The 19,347-nt window shown below is 72.2% G+C and carries 20 protein-coding genes; 7 read left to right on the top strand and 13 right to left on the bottom strand.

From position 1 onward, the window contains the following. Positions 1–17: 17 nt before the first annotated feature. Complete coding sequence (locus tag KRH_RS04040; RefSeq protein ID WP_012397905.1) at positions 18–371, bottom strand: twin-arginine translocase TatA/TatE family subunit; 354 nt, start codon at positions 369–371, stop codon at positions 18–20. Between the two features lie 38 nt (positions 372–409). Next, complete coding sequence (locus tag KRH_RS04035) at positions 410–1,060, bottom strand: hypothetical protein (RefSeq protein ID WP_012397904.1); 651 nt, start codon at positions 1,058–1,060, stop codon at positions 410–412. Positions 1,061–1,352: 292 nt separating this feature from the next. On the opposite strand from KRH_RS04035, the gene KRH_RS04030 reads away from it, so the two are divergent. From KRH_RS04030 to KRH_RS04020, 3 genes are read left to right on the top strand one after another with little or no spacing between them, the layout of a single operon-like run. After that, a complete protein-coding gene (locus tag KRH_RS04030) occupies positions 1,353–1,985 on the top strand; it encodes an O-methyltransferase (protein WP_012397903.1) in 633 nt (210 codons plus the stop codon). After that, complete coding sequence (locus tag KRH_RS04025) at positions 1,982–2,419, top strand: camphor resistance protein CrcB (RefSeq protein ID WP_012397902.1); 438 nt, start codon at positions 1,982–1,984, stop codon at positions 2,417–2,419. The genes KRH_RS04030 and KRH_RS04025 overlap by 4 nt, the downstream gene beginning before the upstream one ends. Beyond that, positions 2,416–2,787, top strand: coding sequence for a fluoride efflux transporter FluC (locus tag KRH_RS04020; RefSeq protein WP_012397901.1), 372 nt, complete (start codon positions 2,416–2,418; stop codon positions 2,785–2,787). Before KRH_RS04025 ends, KRH_RS04020 begins: the two co-directional genes overlap by 4 nt. 220 nt (positions 2,788–3,007) lie before the next feature. On the opposite strand, the gene KRH_RS11895 is transcribed toward KRH_RS04020, so the two are convergent. The 4 genes from KRH_RS11895 to dapE form a co-directional block, all read right to left on the bottom strand. Continuing rightward, entirely contained in the window at positions 3,008–3,175 is a 168-nt protein-coding gene (locus KRH_RS11895; protein WP_012397900.1) for a DUF3117 domain-containing protein, read from the bottom strand. A 165-nt stretch (positions 3,176–3,340) separates the two neighbouring features. Continuing rightward, on the bottom strand, positions 3,341–4,744 hold the full coding sequence (locus tag KRH_RS04015) for a mannosyltransferase family protein (RefSeq protein ID WP_231844727.1): 1,404 nt from the start codon (positions 4,742–4,744) through the stop codon (positions 3,341–3,343). A gap of 71 nt (positions 4,745–4,815) precedes the next feature. After that, positions 4,816–5,694, bottom strand: a complete 879-nt coding sequence (locus tag KRH_RS04010) for a TIGR00730 family Rossman fold protein (RefSeq protein WP_012397898.1) — start codon at positions 5,692–5,694, stop codon at positions 4,816–4,818. Between the two features lie 21 nt (positions 5,695–5,715). Then, positions 5,716–6,822, bottom strand: coding sequence for a succinyl-diaminopimelate desuccinylase (gene dapE / locus KRH_RS04005; RefSeq protein ID WP_012397897.1), 1,107 nt, complete (start codon positions 6,820–6,822; stop codon positions 5,716–5,718). 124 nt (positions 6,823–6,946) lie between these two features. Between dapE and dapD the strand changes: the two genes are divergently transcribed. Together dapD and galE are read left to right on the top strand one after the other, a co-directional pair. Continuing rightward, the gene (gene dapD, locus KRH_RS04000; protein WP_012397896.1) at positions 6,947–7,918 is read left to right on the top strand and encodes a 2,3,4,5-tetrahydropyridine-2,6-dicarboxylate N-succinyltransferase; all 972 of its coding nucleotides are present in this window, start codon (positions 6,947–6,949) and stop codon (positions 7,916–7,918) included. Between the two features lie 263 nt (positions 7,919–8,181). After that, positions 8,182–9,198 (top strand): UDP-glucose 4-epimerase GalE, encoded by a 1,017-nt coding sequence (galE, locus tag KRH_RS03995; protein ID WP_012397895.1) that lies wholly within the window; start codon positions 8,182–8,184, stop codon positions 9,196–9,198. A gap of 179 nt (positions 9,199–9,377) precedes the next feature. Here galE and KRH_RS03990 read toward each other — a convergent pair whose 3' ends face one another. From KRH_RS03990 to KRH_RS03960, 7 genes are all read right to left on the bottom strand, one after another. Next, entirely contained in the window at positions 9,378–10,679 is a 1,302-nt protein-coding gene (locus KRH_RS03990) for a citrate synthase (protein WP_081431585.1), read from the bottom strand. A gap of 174 nt (positions 10,680–10,853) precedes the next feature. Then, on the bottom strand, positions 10,854–11,999 hold the full coding sequence (dapC, locus tag KRH_RS03985) for a succinyldiaminopimelate transaminase (RefSeq protein ID WP_012397893.1): 1,146 nt from the start codon (positions 11,997–11,999) through the stop codon (positions 10,854–10,856). 4 nt (positions 12,000–12,003) lie between these two features. After that, positions 12,004–12,327 (bottom strand): ferredoxin, encoded by a 324-nt coding sequence (fdxA, locus tag KRH_RS03980; RefSeq protein WP_012397892.1) that lies wholly within the window; start codon positions 12,325–12,327, stop codon positions 12,004–12,006. Positions 12,328–12,389: 62 nt separating this feature from the next. Continuing rightward, on the bottom strand, positions 12,390–13,043 hold the full coding sequence (locus tag KRH_RS03975; RefSeq protein ID WP_012397891.1) for a hypothetical protein: 654 nt from the start codon (positions 13,041–13,043) through the stop codon (positions 12,390–12,392). Next, positions 13,040–13,945, bottom strand: a complete 906-nt coding sequence (locus tag KRH_RS03970) for a PIG-L family deacetylase (protein WP_041297315.1) — start codon at positions 13,943–13,945, stop codon at positions 13,040–13,042. The genes KRH_RS03975 and KRH_RS03970 overlap by 4 nt, the downstream gene beginning before the upstream one ends. A 2-nt stretch (positions 13,946–13,947) precedes the next feature. Next, positions 13,948–15,855: a translational GTPase TypA gene (gene typA / locus KRH_RS03965; protein WP_012397889.1), complete on the bottom strand. Its 1,908-nt coding sequence runs from the start codon at positions 15,853–15,855 to the stop codon at positions 13,948–13,950. A 227-nt stretch (positions 15,856–16,082) separates the two neighbouring features. Beyond that, positions 16,083–18,098, bottom strand: a complete 2,016-nt coding sequence (locus tag KRH_RS03960) for an alpha/beta hydrolase family protein (protein ID WP_012397888.1) — start codon at positions 18,096–18,098, stop codon at positions 16,083–16,085. Between the two features lie 107 nt (positions 18,099–18,205). On the opposite strand from KRH_RS03960, the gene KRH_RS03955 reads away from it, so the two are divergent. Beyond that, positions 18,206–18,916, top strand: coding sequence for an AzlC family ABC transporter permease (locus KRH_RS03955; protein WP_012397887.1), 711 nt, complete (start codon positions 18,206–18,208; stop codon positions 18,914–18,916). A gap of 1 nt (position 18,917) precedes the next feature. Then, positions 18,918–19,220 (top strand): AzlD domain-containing protein, encoded by a 303-nt coding sequence (locus tag KRH_RS03950; protein WP_050738036.1) that lies wholly within the window; start codon positions 18,918–18,920, stop codon positions 19,218–19,220. The last annotated feature ends 127 nt before the right edge of the window (positions 19,221–19,347 follow it).

Genomic DNA, 19,347 nt, shown 5'->3' with positions numbered 1-19,347 from the left:
CCGGCGCACGACGCCGCTCAGGTGGCCTCGGTGTCGAAGGGCGCCCGCTCGCCGCGGGCCAGGCGGCGCACCGTGGGTGTCACCGTCGCGGGCGTGGCGTGCTGGGGCGCGGGGTCGTCGTCCTCGAGCAGTGCCTCGCGCACGATCACGCGGGGGTCGTACTGCCGGGGGTCGAGCTTGCGCCAGTCGAGGTCCGCGAACTCCGGGCCCAGGCTCTCCTTGAGGTCGGCGGTGGCGCCGGTGGCGTAGCCGCGGACGGCCTTGACCATCTCCTTGAACTTCTGCGCGTACTCGGGAACCCGCTCCGGGCCGATGACCACCAGGGCCACGATGAGAATGATGATGGCTTCCCCGCCAGAAATCCCGAACACCAGACGAGCCTATCAACGCCCCTCGGCACGCCGGGGCGCTAGCCGAGGATCTTCCGCAGGCCGTCCACCACGGTGGACCCGAAGTCCTCGTCGTCCTGCGAGGGCAGGCTCACGCGCCCGCGGTCCTCGGCGACGATGGCGCTCACGGTCTGCGCCATGGTGGCGGGGGGCGAGTCCGAGGACACTGTGTAGACGGCGTCCGGGCGCACCATCACGGCGCGCCAGGGGTCCCCGCGCTCGACCCACAGCCGGGATCCGGACATGGCCGAGCGGTGCATGCCCTCCGCGCTCACGGGCAGCTGTGTGACGCCGTCCAGGGGGTTGTCGGGGTTGACCGTGCCGCGCTGCTCCACGATCTCCACGGTGTCGTGGTCGTTGTGCAGGGAGATCGACACGGCGGGCTGGTCCCCCACACGGGTCCGGCGCACGTCCGCGACCCGGTACCCCTCCGCGGCCAGGCCGGGCACCGCCCAGCCCTGGGCGCGCAGGGACTGGATGTCCGCGTGCGAGGTGGTGTCCACCATCGCGCGCGGACCGGGAGACCACGACGCCGCCGTGCGCGCCGCGGCCGCCTGCTCGCGCTGCACCTGGCGGCCCACGTTCCACACCGCGGTGGTCAGCAGGGCCACGCACAGGCACGCGGCGAACGCCGCCACGAGCCCGATGCCGCGTCGGCTCGGCCGTCGCACGGCCCGCGCCGCGCGCGTCGTCATCCGTGTGACCACCCGCGTCCTCTCCCTCACCGTCCTGCTCCGGGACGCCCGTCCCGGGCGGCCGTCTCCGGGCCGCCGATCCGCACCCATTGTGGAACAGCAGCCTGACAGCGATCTGGACACCCCAGGGCGTTGCCCCCCCCCGGCGCGCGCGCGGACCGCGATAGGCTGGGGCCCGCGACGTCCCGGCACGTGCCGGAGCACCGCACACCACGTTCCGGGGTCCGCGGATCCCGGCTCACACGGCAGCGAAGGACACCCCGCGTCCATGACCACGGACAAGACCACGAGCTGGGCCTACTGCGAGGCCTACGCCACGGAGGACGAGACGGCCTTCCGGGCCCGCGAGCGCTCCCTCGCCCTGCGGCTGGACCCCGTGACCCCGGCGGTCGCGGCGCTGCTGGGCGTGCTGGCGTCCTCCGCGCGTCCCGCCACGGTCGTGGAGGTGGGCACCGGTGCGGGGGTCTCCGGGCTCGCGCTGCTGCGGGGCATGCCCGCTGAGTCCGTGCTGACCACCATCGACACCGACATCCGCGCCCTGCGCGCCGCGCGGGACACCTTCCGCGAGGCCGGTTTCGAGACCAAGCGCACCCGCACGATCTCCGGGGCCGCGGGCCTCGTGCTGCCCCGGCTCACGGAGAACGCCTACGACATGGTGTTCGTCGACGCGGACGTGGCCAACACCGCCGACTACGTGATCGAGGGCGCCCGGCTGCTGCGCCGCGGCGGGATGCTCGTGGTCAACGACGCCCTGCACGGGGACCAGGTCCCCCAGCCCGCGCAGCGCCAGGAGGACACCGTGATCATGCGGGAGGTCGTGCGCACCCTGCGGGACGAGCCCCGGCTGTCCACGGCCCTGCTGCCCACGGGCACGGGCGTGCTGCTGGCCGTCCGCCGGTGATCCGACCCCTCGCGCGGGACGTCCCGCTCGTGGCGGCAGGCGGAGCCGTGGGATCCGTGCTCCGCTGGGGCGTCACCCACGTGGTCGCCACCGGTTCCGGGTGGCCCTGGGCCACGCTGGGCTGCAACGTGCTGGGCGCGTTCCTGCTGGGTCTGCTGCTTGAAGCCCTCACCCGGCCCGGGGACGAAACCCCCCGCGCGCACTCCACCCGTCTCGTGCTCGGCACGGGGCTGCTGGGAGGCTTCACCACCTACTCCGCGTTCGCGCAGGACCTATGGGACCAGCTCGCCGCCGGTGGCACGGGTCAGGCCGTGCTCACCGCGGCGGTGATGCTCCTGGCCGGGCTGCTCGCCGCCGGGGCGGGCGTGCTGTGCGGTGCGCGGGTCCGTGCCGGTGCTCCCGGCGCTGAGCCGCGCAGCAGGGGCCAGCGGTGATCGCCGCGCTCGCCGTGGCCCTGGGCGGAGGTCTCGGCGCCGCCCTGCGTCTGCTCACGGACCGTCTGGTGACCTCGCGGCAGCGGCGGCCGTTCCCCCTGGCCACGGTGCTGGTCAACGTGCTCGGCTCGTTCGTGCTGGGCCTGGTGAGCGGTCTGAGCCTGCTGCTCGGCCCGCTGTGGACCGCGGCCCTGGGAGCCGGACTGTGCGGCGGCTACACCACGTTCTCCACCGCGATGGTGGACACCGTGCGCCTGCTGCGGGAGCGTCGTGGCGGCGCCGCCCTGGCCGCGGTGCTCGGCACCCTGCTGTGGAGCCTGCTCGCCGCAGCGGCCGGGACCACGCTCGGGGCGCACTGGGCCGCCTGATCACGCGGCCCCGGGCCCGGGATTTCCGCTCCCCGCCCGGGGCACCCGTGCGTTCTGAGGGTCTGCACCGCGCCCGTCCGCGGGTGCGGGCCGAGCGGACCCGGCTCGTGCGGCGCACACAGTGACCGCGGCCCGCGGCCCCGGAGAGGCGGTCCCGGGTGCGCGAGAGCCCCCCACCGTGGTGGGGGGCTCTCGGGGTAAGGACGGTGGGGGCCGGGTACTACTGGGTCACACCGGCGAGGCACTCGCGCAGCTCGGCGGCCTCGTCCGCCTTGAGCTCGACCACGAGGCGTCCGCCGCCTTCCAGGGGGACCCGCATGATCAGGCTGCGTCCTTCTTTGGTGACCTCCATGGGTCCGTCACCCGTTCTCGGCTTCATGGCCGCCATTGATGAGCTCCTCTTCGTGTGTACTGACCGAACCATCTTACCGAACGCGAGCCCCTGCCGTGACGCCGCCCACGCCCGAGCGAGCCCCGGCCGGGTGGTTCTCGCCGCGCGGCGAGACGCGCGGCGTCGTCGTGCCCCGTGCTGCCGCGGGGCCCGTGGGCGGCGTCAGGGCGGGTAGTCCCCGCCGCCGGGCAGCTGCTTCCAGTGCCACAGCCACCCGACCCACACGAGCTGCAGGAGGGCCCCGCCCAGCACCAGCAGCACGCGGTACGCCCGGGAGTCGCTCACCCGCACGAGGGCCGCGGCCAGCGGGGCCCATGGCAGCAGCAGCCGGAACGTGGAGCTCTGCGGGTTGAGCACCAGCAGCAGGTAGCACCCGTACGCGGCGAGCCACACCCGCACGAAGAACGGCAGGGCGCTGCGCACGGGGCCGCTGCGCAGCACGAGCACCGCGGCGGCCACGAGCAGCACGGGCGCGAGGAGCCCCGCCACGGGCCCGAGGAACCGGGTGGCCTGGGCGAACCACGGCAGCACGGGAACCACGCCGGAGGAGCCGCGCCACGCGGCCTCGGTCTCCGTGTACGCCGTGGGTTCCCCCGTGACGGCCCACGCGATCACCGGCCAGGCCAGCGCCGCCGCGCACGCCAGCAGCGCGACCGCGAGCCACCGGTCGGCGCAGCGGTACCAGGCACGACACCGCGCCCGCACGTCCCGCACGCTGCGCCACAGCCACCACACGCCGAGGGCCGCGGCCAGTGCCACGCCGGTGGGCCGGGTGAGCGCCTGCAGCACCACGAACACCGCCGCCCCCGCGGCCCGTCCGCGCACCACGCACAGAATGGCGCTGAGCAGGAACAGCAGGCTGAGCGCCTCCGCGTAGGGGGTCTGCAGCACCGGTGCCACGGGGTTGAACGCGAACACGGCCACGGCCCACAGCGCCGGGACGGAGGCGCCGCCGCGCGTGCGCGGGGTGCTCATCACGGGGGCGGTGCACGTGAGGCGATACAGCACGAGCGCCGCCCCGAAACCGGCGAGCAGGGACACGGTGGAAGCCGTGCCCGCCCAGCCGGTCCCGGTGACCTCGGTGATGCCCCGCACCAGGAGGGGGAACACGGGGTAGAACGCCCAGGGGTTCTCGCGCACCGTGCCCAGGGAGTCCCGGGGCAGCTCCGAGGGGTAGCCGTGCTCGAAGATGGTGCGGTACCAGTCCGAGTCCCACGTGGCCACGAAGTCGAGGTAGCCCAGGGGGCCCTGGCCCCACGGCCCCGGCCCCTGCTGCCCGCCGACCACGCTGAAGACCGCCCACCCCCACACCCGGGAGAGTCCGTAGAGCGCGAGCACCGCGAGCCACCACGGGCTCCGAGCCCACGCGCCGCCCAGGGCCGCCCGCCACGGACGACGCCGCGCGGTGAGCGCGTCCTCGACGGTCACCGTTCCGGCGGCGCGCGGTGCACCGCCCGCCCCGTCGTCCGCGCTGGAGGGGTGCCCGGGGCCCGCCCGGCGCTCCGCCTCCGCGGGGCAAGGCGCGTCGTCCCACCTCGCGGCGGCGGCGGCGGGTCCGGGGGCCACGCCGTCGGCCGTGGCCGCGTCCCTGCGGGCCCGGTCCCCCGAATGCCTCCGCCCCGTGTCCCGGGCCCGGCTCATGCCCCGGAACCGGGAGCGGGCTCCCCTGGCAGGTCGTGGTCCCCGGCGGCGTCGGCCCCGGGGCGGGGCGCGGCGGCGTCGGGAACCTGCATGTCGGGGTCCTCGGCGTGGACCGAGGCGAGGATCTCCACGACCTCCTCGGCGGTGTCCACCACGCGCAGCAGGTCGAGATCTGTCTCGGCCACCTTGCCACCGGCCACGAGCGTGCCCGTGATCCAGTCCAGCAGCGGACCCCAGTACTCGGTGCCCACCAGGATCACGGGGAAGCGGGTGATCTTGCCGGTCTGCACCAGGGTCAGCGCCTCGAACAGCTCGTCCAGGGTGCCGAAGCCGCCGGGCAGCGCCACGAAGCCCTGGCTGTACTTCACGAACATGGTCTTGCGCGCGAAGAAGTACCGGAAGTTGATGCCCAGGTCCACCCAGTGGTTCAGGTGCTGCTCGTGCGGCAGCTCGATGCCGATGCCCACCGAGTGAGCCCCCACGTCCACCGCGCCACGGTTGGCGGCCTCCATGACGCCCGGCCCACCGCCGGTGACCACGGCATAGCCCGCGGCGCCGATCTGCCGCCCGAGCTCACGGCCGAGCTCGTACTCGGGGTGCCCGGGAGCGGTGCGCGCGGAGCCGAACACCGTGATCGCGGGGCCGAGGTTCGCGAGCGCGTCGAAGCCCTCCACGAACTCGGCCTGGATGCGCAGCACGCGCCACGGGTCCGTGCGGGTGAAGTCGTCCGGCTCGGCCGGTCGCTGGTCCAGGAAGCGCTGGTCGGAGGTGCGCCGCTGCAGCTGGGCGCGGCGCAGCACCACGGGGCCCTTGTGGCGTTCGGCGGGTCCGGCGGGCTCGGGCAGCGGGTCGGGGGTCGTGTCCGGGGAAGTCATGTGCTCAGGCTACGTGGCGGATCAGGACAACCACTGGGACAGCGCCCGGTGGCACGCGCGCACGGCGTCGTCGACCACGTGCTCGTCGTCCGTGTGGGCCAGCAGGGCGTCCCCCGGACCGAAGTTCACGGCGGGCACCCCTGCCTCCGAGAAACGGGCGACGTCCGTCCAGCCGTACTTGGGCATGGGCTCCTGGCCCACCGCGGCCACGAACTGCGCGGCGGCGGGGCGGTCCAGTCCGGGGCGCGCCGCCGGGGAGAGGTCCTGCCACTCGATCTCGTACCCCTCGAACACCTCGCGCACGTGCTGCTGCGCCTGCTGCAGCGTCTTGTCCGGGGCAAATCGGTAGTTGACCTCCACCCACGCGGTGTCCGGGATCACGTTGCCGGCCACTCCCCCGCCGATCCGGATGGCGTTGAGCCCCTCGCGGTAGTCCAGGCCCTCCACGGTGACGGTCCGCGGCTCGTAGCGCGCCAGCCGCTCCAGCAGCTCCGCCTGCTTGTGGATCGCGTTGTCCCCGATCCAGGCGCGCCCCGAGTGCGAGGCCTTGCCGTGGGTGGTGATCCGGAATCGCATGGTGCCGTTGCACCCGCCCTCCACCGTGCCGTTGGTAGGCTCCAGCAGCACCGCGAAGTCCGCCTCGAGCAGCTCGGGCCCGTTGCGCATCACGCGCCCCAGACCGCTGGCGTCGCTGGAGACCTCCTCGTGGTCGTAGAACACGTACGTGACGTCCCGGTTCGGCTCCCGCAGCTGCTGCACCAGCGCGAGCTGCACCGCCACCCCGCCCTTCATGTCCGTGGTGCCGCGGCCGTAGATCACGTCCCGGTCCCCCTCACGACGCCGCACGGACGGCACCGCGCCCAGCGCCCCCTCCACGGTGGGCAGGGGCACGGTGTCCAGGTGCCCGGCCAGGATCACCCGCTCGTCCCGTCCCAGCTCGGTGCGGGCCACCACGGTGTCCCCGTCCCGGTGCACCGTGAGGTGCGGCAGCTCGCGCAGGGCCGCCTCCACGGCGTCGGCGAGCGGCCCCTCGTGGTCCGAGACGGACTCCACGTCCACGAGCGCGGCCGTGAGGTCCGCGGGGTCCATGGTGAGGTCGAGTACGGGTGTCTGCTGATCGGATGCCATGGCGGCCAGCATAGTCACCGGGGCCCTGCAGCCCGCCGGGAACGACCCGACTGCCGCCCGACCAGCTGGTGCCGCGGCGTCGGGCGCGGGAGGGGCGGCACGCCTGCCCGCTTAGGATGGAGCCATGACTTCAACGAGCGAGAGCACCGTCAATTCCCGCGTCGCCTCGGGCGTGGGCCTGGCCACCGTGGTGGACGCCGGCGAGCGCGCGGGGACCGTCCTGGACGTCTTCTACCCCGCCCCCGCCCTGAGCGCGAACCCGGACGCCAGCTACGAGGCGGACCTTCGCGTGGCCGCGACCACGGACCCGGACCGCAACGTGCGCTCGGAGATCGTGACCACGGTGATCGACCTCGACGAGGCCCCCCGCGACGCTGCCGACGCCTACCTGCGGCTGCACCTGCTCTCCCACCGGCTCGCGCAGCCCAACACCATCAACCTGGACGGGGTGTTCGGGCTGCTCGCCAACGTGGCGTGGACGAGCCGCGGTCCGGTGCTCGCCGAGGAGCTGACCCGGTCGCTGCTGCGGCTGCGCGCCAGCGGGGCCGTCACGGTGTTCGGCGTGGACAAGTTCCCGCGCATGGTGGACTACGTGGTCCCCTCCGGTGTCCGCATCGGGGACGCGGACCGCGTGCGCCTGGGGGCGCACCTGGGCGAGGGCACCACGGTGATGCACGAGGGCTTCGTGAACTTCAACGCGGGCACCCTGGGCGCTGCCATGGTCGAGGGCCGGATCTCCGCCGGCGTGGTGGTCCACGACCACACGGACATCGGCGGCGGCGCGTCCATCATGGGCACCCTCTCCGGGGGCGGCAAGCAGCGCATCACCCTGGGCGAGCGCTGCCTGCTGGGCGCCAACGCGGGCGTGGGCATCTCCCTGGGCGACGACTGCGTGGTCGAGGCCGGTCTCTACGTCACCGCGGGCACCCGGGTGTCCCTGCTCGACGCCGCCGCGGAGCCCCGCGTGGTCAAGGCCTCCGAGCTCTCGGGCGCCGACAACCTGCTGTTCCGCCGCAACTCGACCACCGGTGCGGTGGAGGCCCTGCCCCGCCGCAACGGCACCGTGGAGCTGAACGCGCAGCTGCACGCGAACTGACGCCGGCGGGCACCTTCACGCTGGGCGGCGTGACCGGGCCCCGGTCAGAGGGCGAGCAGCCGCCGGTGAACATGGCGCTCGCCCAGCCCCGCGGCGGTTGCCGATGCCGCCCGCTCCCGTCGGGGCCGCAGCGCTCCCCGCGGGGGGGGCCGTGCGCGCGGACCGGCGCGAATGGCGTCGTGAGCCGCACACGGCCGGGTTCCCGGGAGACCGGGAGCCCGGCCGCGCGTGTGCGCCCCGGCGCACTGGATAGGGTGGTGACCATGAAGATTCTTGTCACCGGGGGAACCGGCTACATCGGCTCGCACACCGTCCTGGCCCTGCTGGAGGCGGGCCACGACGTGGTCGTGCTGGACAACCTCTCCAACTCCTCCCGCGCCTCGCTGGAGCGCGTCGCGGAGCTCGCCGGGCGGGACGTCACCGCGTTCGAGCAGGTGGACCTGCTGGACCGCGCGGGCCTGGACCGGGTGTTCCGGGAGCACCGGCCCGAGGCCGTGATCCACTTCGCCGGGCTCAAGGCCGTGGGCGAGTCCGCCGAGAAGCCCCTGTGGTACTACACGAACAACGTCTCCGGCACCGTGAACCTGCTGTGGGCCATGGAGGAGAACGACTGCCGCAGCATCGTGTTCTCCTCCTCCGCCACCGTGTACGGCGCGCCGGAGACGATGCCCCTGACCGAGAAGCTGTCCATGGACGCCCAGAACCCCTACGGGCGCACCAAGGAGCACATCGAGGACATGCTCGCGGACCTCGCCGCCTCGGACGAGCGCTGGTCCGTGGCGCTGCTGCGCTACTTCAACCCGGTGGGCGCCCACGAGTCCGGGCGGATCGGCGAGGACCCCTCGGGCATCCCCAACAACCTCATGCCGTTCGTGGCGCAGGTGGCCGTGGGACGGCGCGAGAAGCTCATGGTCTTCGGCGACGACTACCCCACCCCGGACGGCACCGGCGTGCGCGACTACATCCACGTGGTGGACCTCGCGGACGGCCACCTCAAGGCCCTGGACCGGATCAGCGAGGACCCGGGGGTGCACGTGTGGAACCTGGGCACCGGACGCGGCTACTCGGTGCTGGAGGTCCGCGAGGCGTTCCAGAAGGCCTCGGGCCGGGAGATCCCCTACGAGATCGCCCCGCGCCGCCCCGGCGACGCCGCCGTGTCCTACGCCGATCCCGCCTCGGCCCTCGCGGAGCTGGGCTGGTCCGCGGACCGCGACATCGACACGATGTGCCGGGACCACTGGAACTGGCAGAAGAACAACCCGAACGGCTACGAGGGCTGAGTCCCTCCCCCCGGGCCCGACGCCGCCTACGCGCCGGTCCGGGGCAGGGGCGCCTTCGTGCGCACCGGCTGCCGGGCGCGCACCCGGCAGCGTCCGACACGACACCGCACCAGGCCCCACGAGAACGCCGCCCCGGTCACCGAGAAGGTGACCGGGGCGGCGTCGTCAGCGCAGGGCGCTCAGCTGGTGGTGGGGTAGTGGCGCTCGCCCTCGCCCACGTAGAGCTGGCGGGGGCGGCCGATCTTGGTCTCCGGGTCCTCGATCATCTCGCGCCACTGGGCGATCCAGCCGGGCAGGCGGCCGATCGCGAAGAGCACGGTGAACATCTTCTCCGGGAAGCCCATGGCCTTGTAGATCAGACCCGTGTAGAAGTCCACGTTCGGGTAGAGCTTGCGCTCCACGAAGTAGTCGTCCGCGAGCGCCTTCTCCTCCAGGCCGATGGCCAGGTCCAGCAGCTCGTTGTTGCCGCCCATCTTGGCCAGGACGTCGTGCGCGTAGCCCTTGATGATGCGGGCGCGGGGGTCGTAGTTCTTGTAGACACGGTGCCCGAAGCCCATGAGGCGGACGCCGTCCTCCTTGTTCTTGACCTTTTCCATGAACTCGTCCGCGGAGAGCCCGCGGTTCTGGATCTGGTCCAGCATGGCCAGCACGGCCTCGTTGGCGCCGCCGTGCAGCGGGCCGTAGAGGGCGTTGATACCCGCGGAGACGGACGCGAACATGTTGGCGTGGGAGGAACCCACCAGGCGCACCGTGGAGGTGGAGCAGTTCTGCTCGTGGTCCGCGTGCAGCATGAAGAGGATGTCCAGCGTCTTGGCGACCACGGGATCCACCTCGTAGTCCTCGGCGGGCACACCGAAGCACATGCGCAGGAAGTTCTCCGCGTAGTTGAGGTTGTTGTGGGGGTACAGCTGCGGCTCGCCCACGGACTTCTTGTACGCGTACGCGGCCAGAGTGGGGACCTTTGCGAGCAGTCGGATGGTGGAGATCTCCACGTGCTCCTTGTTGAACGGGTCCAGGGAGTCCGAGTAGAACGTGGACAGCGCGGACACGGCCGAGGACAGCACGGGCATGGGGTGCGCGGAGCGGGGGAAGCCGTTGAAGAACATCTTGATGTCCTCGTGCACCATGGTGTGCGTGGTGATCCGGTGCTGGAAGTCCTCGTACTGCTCACGCGTGGGAAGCTCGCCGTAGATCAGCAGGTAGGCGGTCTCCAGGAAGTTGGAGTGCTCCGCAAGCTCCTCGATGGGGTAGCCGCGGTAGCGCAGGATGCCCTGGGCGCCGTCGATGTAGGTCACCGTGGAGCGCGTGTTCGCGGTGTTCACGAACCCGGGGTCGAAGCTGACGTTGCCGGTCTCCTTGAGCAGCGAGCCGATGCCGTAGCCCTTATTGCCCTCGGTCACCTCCAGCACGGGGAGGTCCAGGGTCTTGTCCTTGTCGTAGCTCAGTTCCACCTTGCCGGTGTTCTTCTTGGCCTCTGCCATGGTGAGTCCTTCACGGTTTTCTCGGGTGTTCCGCTGATCGGTGTGTACTCGCATGCCGCCACACCGTCGTGGCGGCGGGAGGGCACGGACACCGGACGGGACACGGTGTGATCCTGCTCCAACCTACTCGCTAGTGCGATCCTGATTCCACTTGCCCCGGCGCGCGGGGCCCCCTCAGACCGCCCGTTCCAGGCGCTGCACGGCCGCGGCCATGCGCTCGTCCGTGGCGGTCAGGGACAGCCGGACGAAGCCGTGCCCGGCCTCGCCGTAGAACGTCCCGGGGCCCACCACGATGCCCAGGCGGGCGAAGCGCTCCACGGTGGTCCAGGTGTCCTCCCCCGCCGAGCCCCACAGGTACAGCCCCGCCTCGGAGTGCTCGATGCTCAGCCCGAACGCCTCCACCGCGGGCTTCAGGGCGGCACGACGCTGCCGGTACAGGCTCTTCTGCGCGGCCACGTGGGCGGTGTCCCCCAGGGCCACGCGCATGGCCTCCTGCACGGGGTAGGCCACGATCATCCCCGCGTGCTTGCGGGAGTTGATCAGGGACGGCATGAGCGCGGGGTCCCCGGCAAGGAACGCGGCGCGGTAGCCGGCCAGGTTCGACTGCTTGGACAGGGAGTAGGCGCTGAACAGCAGGGACATGTCCCCGCCGCTGACCCGCGGGTCCAGCACGGAGGGCACGGGCTCCCCGCCCTCCGCAGGATCCCACGCTCCCCAGCCCAGCTCGGCGTAGCACTCGTCGGAGACCACTACGGCACCCTGCGCGCGCGCCTGGTCCACGAGCTCACGCAGCGAGGCGGCGTCGCGCACGATGCCCGTGGGGTTGCCCGGAGAGTTGACCCACACCATGCGCACGCGAGCGCGCACGGAGGGTTCCAGCTCGTCGAGGGAGTCGGCGGCCACGGACTCGGCGCCCGCGAGCCGCGCACCGATGTCGTAGGTGGGGTACGCCACCACGGGACGCACCACCACGTCGCCGGGACCGAGACCCAGCAGCAGGGGCAGCCACGCCACGAGCTCCTTGGAGCCCACGGTGGGCATCACGGCGTCCGGGTCCAGCCCGGGAACACTGCGGCGCTCGGCGTACCACGCGGCCACGGCCTCCCGCAGCGCGGGCGTGCCGTGCGTGGTGGGGTAGCCGGGGGCGTCCGCGGCGGCGGCCAGGGCGTCCTGGACCACGAGCGGTGTGGGATCCACGGGGGTGCCGATGGACAGGTCCACCACACCGTCCGGGTGCTGCTGCGCGAGCTCCCGGTACGGGGCCAGCGCGTTCCACGGGTAGTCGGGCAGGTCCAGGCCGAAGCCGCGCCGCTCGCTCACCGGATCAGTCCTGGTTCTGCGGGGGCAGAGCGGCGATCAGCGGGTGGTCCTTGTGGGTGTTGCCGAGCTTCGCGGCCCCGCCCGGGGAGCCGAGGTCGTCGAAGAACTCCACGTTGGCCTTGTAGTACTCGGCCCACTCCTCGGGGGTGTCGTCCTCGTAGTAGATGGCCTCCACGGGGCACACGGGCTCGCACGCACCGCAGTCCACGCACTCGTCGGGGTGGATGTAGAGCGTGCGCTCACCCTCGTAGATGCAGTCCACGGGGCACTCCTCCACGCATGCCTTGTCCTTGACGTCCACGCAGGGCTGAGCAATCACGTAAGTCACGGGTGACGGACCTTTCCTTCTGTTCCCAAGTTGTCGTTCATTCTAGCGACGGGCTCCCGACGCTACCGCGCCCGCTGACGCACGAGCCAACGGCCCGTCACAATCACGGAGCACATGACGGCGGCGAAGACCACCACGAACCACAGGATGCCCACGATGCCGATCGGGGCCTGCCACGTGGTGACCACCAGTGCGGAGCCCTCCCGCAGGTACGCCCCGGCCCACGCGATCACGTAGGTCACGAGCCCGGGCACCGCCGCGGCCCACACCCGCCGGGTGGAGGTGCCGCACCACACGCTCGCGCTGAGCAGCAGCGCACCGGAGAACACGAGTCCCCACGGCAGCCACCACCCACCCAGGTACCAGATGCCCCCGTGCAGCGCCGTGGCCAGCGCCCCGGCCAGCACGCCCGTGAGCACGGCGGTCAGCACCGACGACGCCGTTCCCGGCCGTTCGCGGGCTGCTCCGGTCCCCGCGGGGTCACCGGGTGCGACGGTTTCCCCGTCGACGTCCGCCCCGCCAGGGCGCTCGGCCGAGGTGCCGTGCGTGGTCGCGGTGGTTGTGCCGTCCATGCGTCCCGTGACGGCACGCTCCGAGGACCCGGCGGGCACCTGGTCGGTCGGCCCGGTGCGTGCCTGGTCGGCCGGGCCGGTGCGAGGGACGGAGGAGTCTGCCGCCCAGGGCGCGGCGCGGCGCGGGGTGTCCTGCCCGCTCATGCCCGGTCCCCTCGCAGCAGCCGGAAGGTCTCCGTGGCACTGAAGGTCTGGGGCACGCCGTTGGACATCGTGTACGAGGGATCGGCGGGGTCCTGCGCGAGCACGATCTGGGTGGCGTGCGCAGCCATGGCGGCGCGCTTGACCGCGAGGTCCCCGTGGATCGCGGCCTGGGGACGCGCATCCGCGGGGTCCACCTCGGACTCGATCCCCCACGTCAGGGGCACGTCCCACGCGGGGTACTCGGCGTCGTCGGACGCGGCGGCCGCCTCGACGGCGCGCACGGTGATCCGGTGGGTGGCCACGTGGTCGGGGTGGCCGTAGCCGCCGTCGTCCGCGTAGCTGACCACGGCGTGGGGCCGCAGCGCCCGGATGGTGGCGGCCACGTGGGCCGCGGCCTCCTCCGGGTCCGCGGCCGTCAGAGCGGCCGGGGACACGTCCGCGGCCGGCTGGGCGAAGCCGTCGGGGCCCCAGCTCATGCCGGAGTCCACGTACTTCCCCGCACCGTTGGCGAAGCCCACGGAGGCGTCCAGCGCGGGGGGCTCCCCCGCGTAGAACCGGTCGGTGAGACCCGTGGCGGCCGCGGCGTCGTCGAGCTCGGAGATCCGGTACAACCCCAGGGCGGTGCCGTCCGTGTCCGGGCAGCCCGGCTGGCCCACCTCGAGGTGGCGCAGCGCGGGCGGGATGACCTCCCCGCGCTCACCGCGCGTCATGGTCAGCAGCACCGTGGTGGCCCCCCGGCCGCTGTAGTGGCCCATGGTGGCCGCGGTGTTGATCGCCTCGTCGTCCGGGTGGGCGTGCACGAACAGCAGACGCGCCCGGGCGGGGTCCACGCCCGCGGGCAGCAGCGTGTCCGCCGCGCCCGCGATGGCGTGTCCCCCGCCCGGGTACTTCGGGTCGACCACGATCAGGCGCGGGCCCGCTGACGGGCGACCTTGAGCCGCTCGTTGGCGTCCAGGACCACCTTGCGGATGCGGATGGCCTCCGGGGTGACCTCCACGCACTCGTCCTCGCGAGCGAACTCGAGGCACTCCTCGAGCGTGAGCTTGCGCGGCGGGGTGAGGTTCTCGAACGTCTCCGAGGAGGCCGCACGCATGTTGGTGAGCTTCTTCTCCTTGGTGATGTTCACGTCCATGTCGTCCGCACGGGAGTTCTCGCCCACGATCATGCCCTCGTACACCTCGGAGGTGGGCTCCACGAAGAACGAGCCGCGCTCCTGCAGGTTGATCATGGCGAACGGGGTCACCACGCCAGCGCGGTCCGCGACCATGGAGCCGTTGGTGCGGTACTCGATCTCCCCGGCCCACGGCTCGTAGCCGTCTGCGTAAGAGGAGGCGATGCCTGCGCCGCGGGTGTCCGTGAGGAACCTGGTGCGGAAGCCGATCAGGCCGCGGGAGGGAACCTTGAACTCCATGCGCACCCAGCCGGTGCCGTGGTTGCTCATGCCCTCCATGCGGCCCTTGCGCCCGGCCATCAGCTGCGTGACCGCACCCAGGTACTCCTCGGGGACGTCGATGGTCATGTGCTCGTAGGGCTCGTGGACCTTGCCGTCCACGGTCTTGGTGACCACCTGGGGCTTGCCCGCGGTGAGCTCGAAGCCCTCGCGGCGCATCTGCTCCACCAGGATGGCCAGCGCGAGCTCGCCACGGCCCTGGACCTCCCACGCGTCCGGACGCTGGGTGGGGAGGATCTTCAGCGAGACGTTGCCGATCAGCTCCTTGTCCAGACGGTCCTTGACCTGGCGGGCCGTGACCTTGGCGCCCTTGACGCGCCCGGCCAGCGGGGAGGTGTTGATGCCGATGGTCATGGAGATCGCGGGATCGTCCACGGTGATCAGGGGCAGCGGCTCCGGGTTCTCCAGGTCCGTGAGGGTCTCACCGATGGTGATGTCCTCGATGCCCGCCACGGCCACGATCTCACCGGGGCCGGCGCTCTCCGCGGGCACGCGGTCCAGGCCCTTGGTGGCCAGCAGCTCGGAGATCCGCACGCTCTTGATGGTGCCGTCCTGGCGCGCCCAGGCCACGGTCTGGCCCTTCTTGAGGGTGCCGTTGAAGATGCGCAGCAGCGCGAGACGGCCCAGGAACGGGGAGGCGTCCAGGTTGGTCACGTGGGCCTGCAGCACGCCCTCGAGGTTGTAGGACGGCGCCGGGATGTGCTCGATGATGGTCTTGAACAGCGGCTCGAGGTCCTCGTTGTCCGGCAGCTCGCCGTTGGCGGGCTGGTCCGTGGAGGCACGCCCGGCCTTGCCGGAGGCGTAGACCACGGGGACGTCCAGCACGGCGTCCAGGTCCAGGTCCGGGTTGTCCTCGGCGATGTCCGAGGCCAGGCCCAGCAGCAGGTCCATGGTGTCGGAGACGACCTCTTCGATGCGGGCATCGGGGCGGTCCACCTTGTTGACCACCACGATCACGGGCAGCTTGGCCTCGAGGGCCTTGCGCAGCACGAAGCGGGTCTGGGGCAGCGGGCCCTCGGAGGCGTCCACGAGCAGCACCACGCCGTCCACCATGGACAGGCCGCGCTCCACCTCGCCGCCGAAGTCCGCGTGGCCCGGGGTGTCGATCACATTGATGGTGATGGTCTCGCCGTTCGCGGCGGGGCCGTCGTAGAACACCGTGGTGTTCTTGGCGAGGATGGTGATGCCCTTCTCGCGCTCCAGGTCGCCGGAGTCCATGACCCGCTCCTCGACCTCTCCGTGGCTGGAGAACGCGTGCGTCTGCTGGAGCATGGCGTCGACGATGGTGGTCTTGCCGTGGTCAACGTGGGCCACGATGGCCACGTTGCGCAGATCGGCGCGCTGGGCGGTGGTTTCAGACATACACAGTTCTCTCTTCGCGAGTTGAGGCAGAGGGGATCGTGGTGATTCTACTCCCCTCCGTCCGCACGCCCGCGCACGCGTGGTGCATCTCTCCGACGACGCCGCCGCCCCGCCCGCCGCACGCGCGCGCCGGTCACCACGTCGCGCCGCCCGCCGTCGCGTGGCCCTCCCGGCGCGTGGCGCCGCCCGCGGGAAGCCATGGCAGTGCCCGCGGGCGACGACGCCGCTCAGCCCAGCAGCTCGGGCCGCTCGCGCCGGCGTCCCAGCACGTGCTCGTCCACGAACGCGAGCACGGTCTCGTACCACGTGCGCGCGTTGGCGGGCTTAAGGATCCAGTGCCCCTCGTCCGGGTAGTAGAGGAAGCGGTGGCCCTCGACCCGGGTGCGCTGCTGCAGGTCCGCCCACAGCTCGATGCCCTGAGAGATCGGCACGCGGTAGTCCTTGTCCCCGTGGATCACCAGCAGCGGGACCTCGATGCGCTCCGCGAACCGGTGCGGCGAGTACGTGGCGGCCTGGGAGGGCCCCATGGCCTCGCGCCACTGCGTGTTGTCCGTGGTGGCGCCCATGGTGTCCAGGTTCCACAGGGAGGCGTGCGTGACGATGCACCGGAACCGGTCCCCCGTCTGCGTGGCCACCCAGTTGGCCATGTACCCGCCGTAGGACCCGCCCATCAGCGCCTGCCGCTCGGGGTCAATGTCCGCGCGCCGCGTGGCCGCCTCGGTCAGGGCCATGACGTCCGTGAACGGCGCCCCGCCCAGCTCCTGCTGACCGCGGTCGATCATGGCCTGGCCGTAGCCCGTGGAGATCGCCGGGTCCGGCAGCAGCACCGCATAGCCCGCGGCCACGAACGGCCACGGGTTCCAGCGCCAGCTCCACTGGTTGTTGGAGCCCCAGGGCCCGCCGTGGACGGACACGAGCAGGGGGTGGGGTGCGGCGTCGTCGTCCGCGTGCGGCAGGGCGAGCCACGCGCGGACCTGTGTGCCGTCCTCACCGGTGGCGGTGACCTCCTCGACCCGGCCCGGCACGGTGTCCTCGGGGACGAGCCCGGCCACCGGTGCGGGCTCCTGCGCGCCCGTCAAGGGCCACCGCACGAGCTCGGAGGGGTGCGTGTAGCTCGCGCGCAGCCCCACGATCTGCTCCCCCGCCGGTGCCACCGCCGAGTACGTCCAGTCCTGGTCCGCGCCCCCGGCGATGGTCTCCACGCGGGTCCGCCCACCCCGCGGGCAGTGCACCCGCAGCACGATGCCGCGGCCGCGGTGGTCGGAGGTGCACACGAAGCTCTCGTCGTCGATCCACCGGGGCTCCTGCGCCCAGTGATCGTCCGCGGGCACCACCTCGGTCTCCTCGCCGGTCGCGACGTCGTGCACCCACACGGACACCGCCATGCTCACGCCCTCGCGCCACAGCCGCTGGCGCCCGAGCAGCACGCGCGTTCCGTCCGGGCTCACGGCCGCGGGCGCCCACATCTCCGCCTCGTCGGTGTCGTGCAGCAGGACGGCCTCGTCCCCGTGCTCGGGTGCCACCGGCAGCCGCCACAGCTGCGAGCGCTGCGTGCCCGCGGGCAGCAGCGTGGAGATCTCCGCGAGCACCCAGGTGCCGTCCGGGGCCACCGAGAACTCGCCCAGCCGCCCCTCCTGCAGCTCGACCCGGTGCACGGAGGCCGCCGGGTCCGCGCCCTCGGCCACGGCCGCGGTGTCCAGGAACCACAGTGCGTCGTCCGCGGCGGGGAGGTCGTGGTCCCAGTACCGGAACGGGGCACTGTCGTAGAGGATCCCGCTCACACCGGTCTCGTCGCGGCGGTCGTGGATCTCGCGGTTGCGCGCGAACTCGTCCTGCGCGCCGCGCGCCGCGGGGTACAGACCGGAGACGAAGAACAGCCGGTCCCCGCCGAGCTCGAGGCTCGAGATCCCCTCCGGGGCGTCCAGGACCATGCGCGCCTCACCGTGCTCGGGCAGCAGCCACAGCCGCGTGCGCTTGTCCTCGTCACCGGCCACGGGCCGCTCGCTGGTGAACCACACCGCGCCCGACGCCCCCGGGCGCACCTCCTGCACGCCGTGGTCCCCGTGGGTCAGCTGCACGGGCGCACCGTCCCGGGGCACTGCCCACGGGTGGGTGACGTAGCGCTTGCCGTCGGAGGAGAGCTCCTGCCGCAGGGCGAGCACGGGTCCGTCCCGGTGCACCACCAGGCCGGCCAGTCGGGGAACGGTCACGAGCTGCTCGGGGAGCGAGTAACGGGAAGTCATGTGTCGTACATTACAGACGGCCGCACCCGCCCGCGGTCCTCGCGGGCCCGCCCACCGCGCTACCGTGACCCAGGATCCCCACCACCGAGCAGCGAGGAGCGCGCGGCATGAGCACGCAGAAGGGCACCCTGGGCTGGGCCCTGCGAGCCACCGTGCCCGTGGCCATGGGGTACCTGCCCCTGGGAATGGCCTTCGGCGCGTACTCGGTGTCCCTGGGCTTCGCGCCCTACCTCGCTCCGCTGACCGCCCTGGTGGTCTTCGCCGGGTCCATCGAGTTCCTGCTCGTGGGGCTCGTGGCCGCCGGGGCCGGATTGGCGCAGATCGCCGTGACCACCCTGCTGGTCAACGCGCGCCACGTGTTCTACGGCTTCTCCTACCCCACGCACCTGCTGCGCTCCCCGTTCGCGAAGTTCTACGGGCCCTACGCGCTCACGGACGAGGCCTACGCCCTGATCAACAGCGGGGTGCACCCCACCACCCAGCACCAGCTGCTGCTGGTCCAGGGGGTCTCACACTTCTACTGGGTGCTCGGCGCGGCCGTGGGCGCCCTCGCCGGCGGTCTCGTCCCGGAGTCCTTCGACGGATTCGACTTCGCCCTCACCGGCCTGTTCGCCCTGCTCTTCGTGGGTGCCATCACCGCCGCGACCCAGCGGGTCAAGATCCTCGCGGCCGCCCTGTTCTCCATCGGCGTGGGCCTGCTGCTGCCGCGCAGCATCTTTCTGCTGAGCGCCATGCTCTGCTACGCCGTACTGTGCGTCCTGATGGTGCGGCATCCGCGCCGGGGCACGACGCCGCGCGGTGCCGAGAGCGGGGCGTGACGTGATCGCCGCCCTGCTCGTGTGCGCCGCCGTGACGTTCGCCCTGCGCTCCCTCCCCATGCAGGTGGCCCACCGCTACCGGGACCGCGAGGACCTCCGGGAACTCTCCACGCTGCTGCCTGCCGGACTCATGCTGATCCTCGTGGCCTACACGCTGCTGGAGGCGGACTCCGGGGTGCAGCTGAGCCGGCTCGTCCTCGCCGCGGTCGTGGCCGTGCTGGTGAACCTGGGGTCCAGGAACTTCCTGCTGGGCTTCCTCGCGGGCTTCGCGGCTTACTCCCTGAGCGGGCTGGCGCTGGGCTGAATAGGAAAAGAATTGTTTTCCTAATAGCGCAAGCGGCCACTTCCTTTACTGAGGCATGCCTTACCGGGATTAGAAAAAAATGCCGTGCCGTAAGGTAAAACTTACTAGCCAACGATCAAAACTGCCT

This window comes from Kocuria rhizophila DC2201 (genome assembly GCF_000010285.1).
Lineage (GTDB): Bacteria > Actinomycetota > Actinomycetes > Actinomycetales > Micrococcaceae > Kocuria > Kocuria rhizophila_A.
The sequence above is the reverse complement of the archived record's forward strand: the minus strand, read 5'-3'. Positions and strand labels throughout refer to the sequence as shown.

Coding starts and splice junctions, on each gene's coding strand:
- KRH_RS04030 (WP_012397903.1), top strand. CDS start 1,353: ATGACCACGGACAAGACCACGAGCTGGGCCTACTGCGAGGCCTACGCC.
- KRH_RS11895 (WP_012397900.1), bottom strand. CDS start 3,175: ATGGCGGCCATGAAGCCGAGAACGGGTGACGGACCCATGGAGGTCACC.
- KRH_RS04010 (WP_012397898.1), bottom strand. CDS start 5,694: ATGACTTCCCCGGACACGACCCCCGACCCGCTGCCCGAGCCCGCCGGA.
- dapE (WP_012397897.1), bottom strand. CDS start 6,822: ATGGCATCCGATCAGCAGACACCCGTACTCGACCTCACCATGGACCCC.
- dapD (WP_012397896.1), top strand. CDS start 6,947: ATGACTTCAACGAGCGAGAGCACCGTCAATTCCCGCGTCGCCTCGGGC.
- galE (WP_012397895.1), top strand. CDS start 8,182: ATGAAGATTCTTGTCACCGGGGGAACCGGCTACATCGGCTCGCACACC.
- KRH_RS03990 (WP_081431585.1), bottom strand. CDS start 10,679: ATGGCAGAGGCCAAGAAGAACACCGGCAAGGTGGAACTGAGCTACGAC.
- KRH_RS03975 (WP_012397891.1), bottom strand. CDS start 13,043: ATGAGCGGGCAGGACACCCCGCGCCGCGCCGCGCCCTGGGCGGCAGAC.
- typA (WP_012397889.1), bottom strand. CDS start 15,855: ATGTCTGAAACCACCGCCCAGCGCGCCGATCTGCGCAACGTGGCCATC.
- KRH_RS03960 (WP_012397888.1), bottom strand. CDS start 18,098: ATGACTTCCCGTTACTCGCTCCCCGAGCAGCTCGTGACCGTTCCCCGA.
- KRH_RS03955 (WP_012397887.1), top strand. CDS start 18,206: ATGAGCACGCAGAAGGGCACCCTGGGCTGGGCCCTGCGAGCCACCGTG.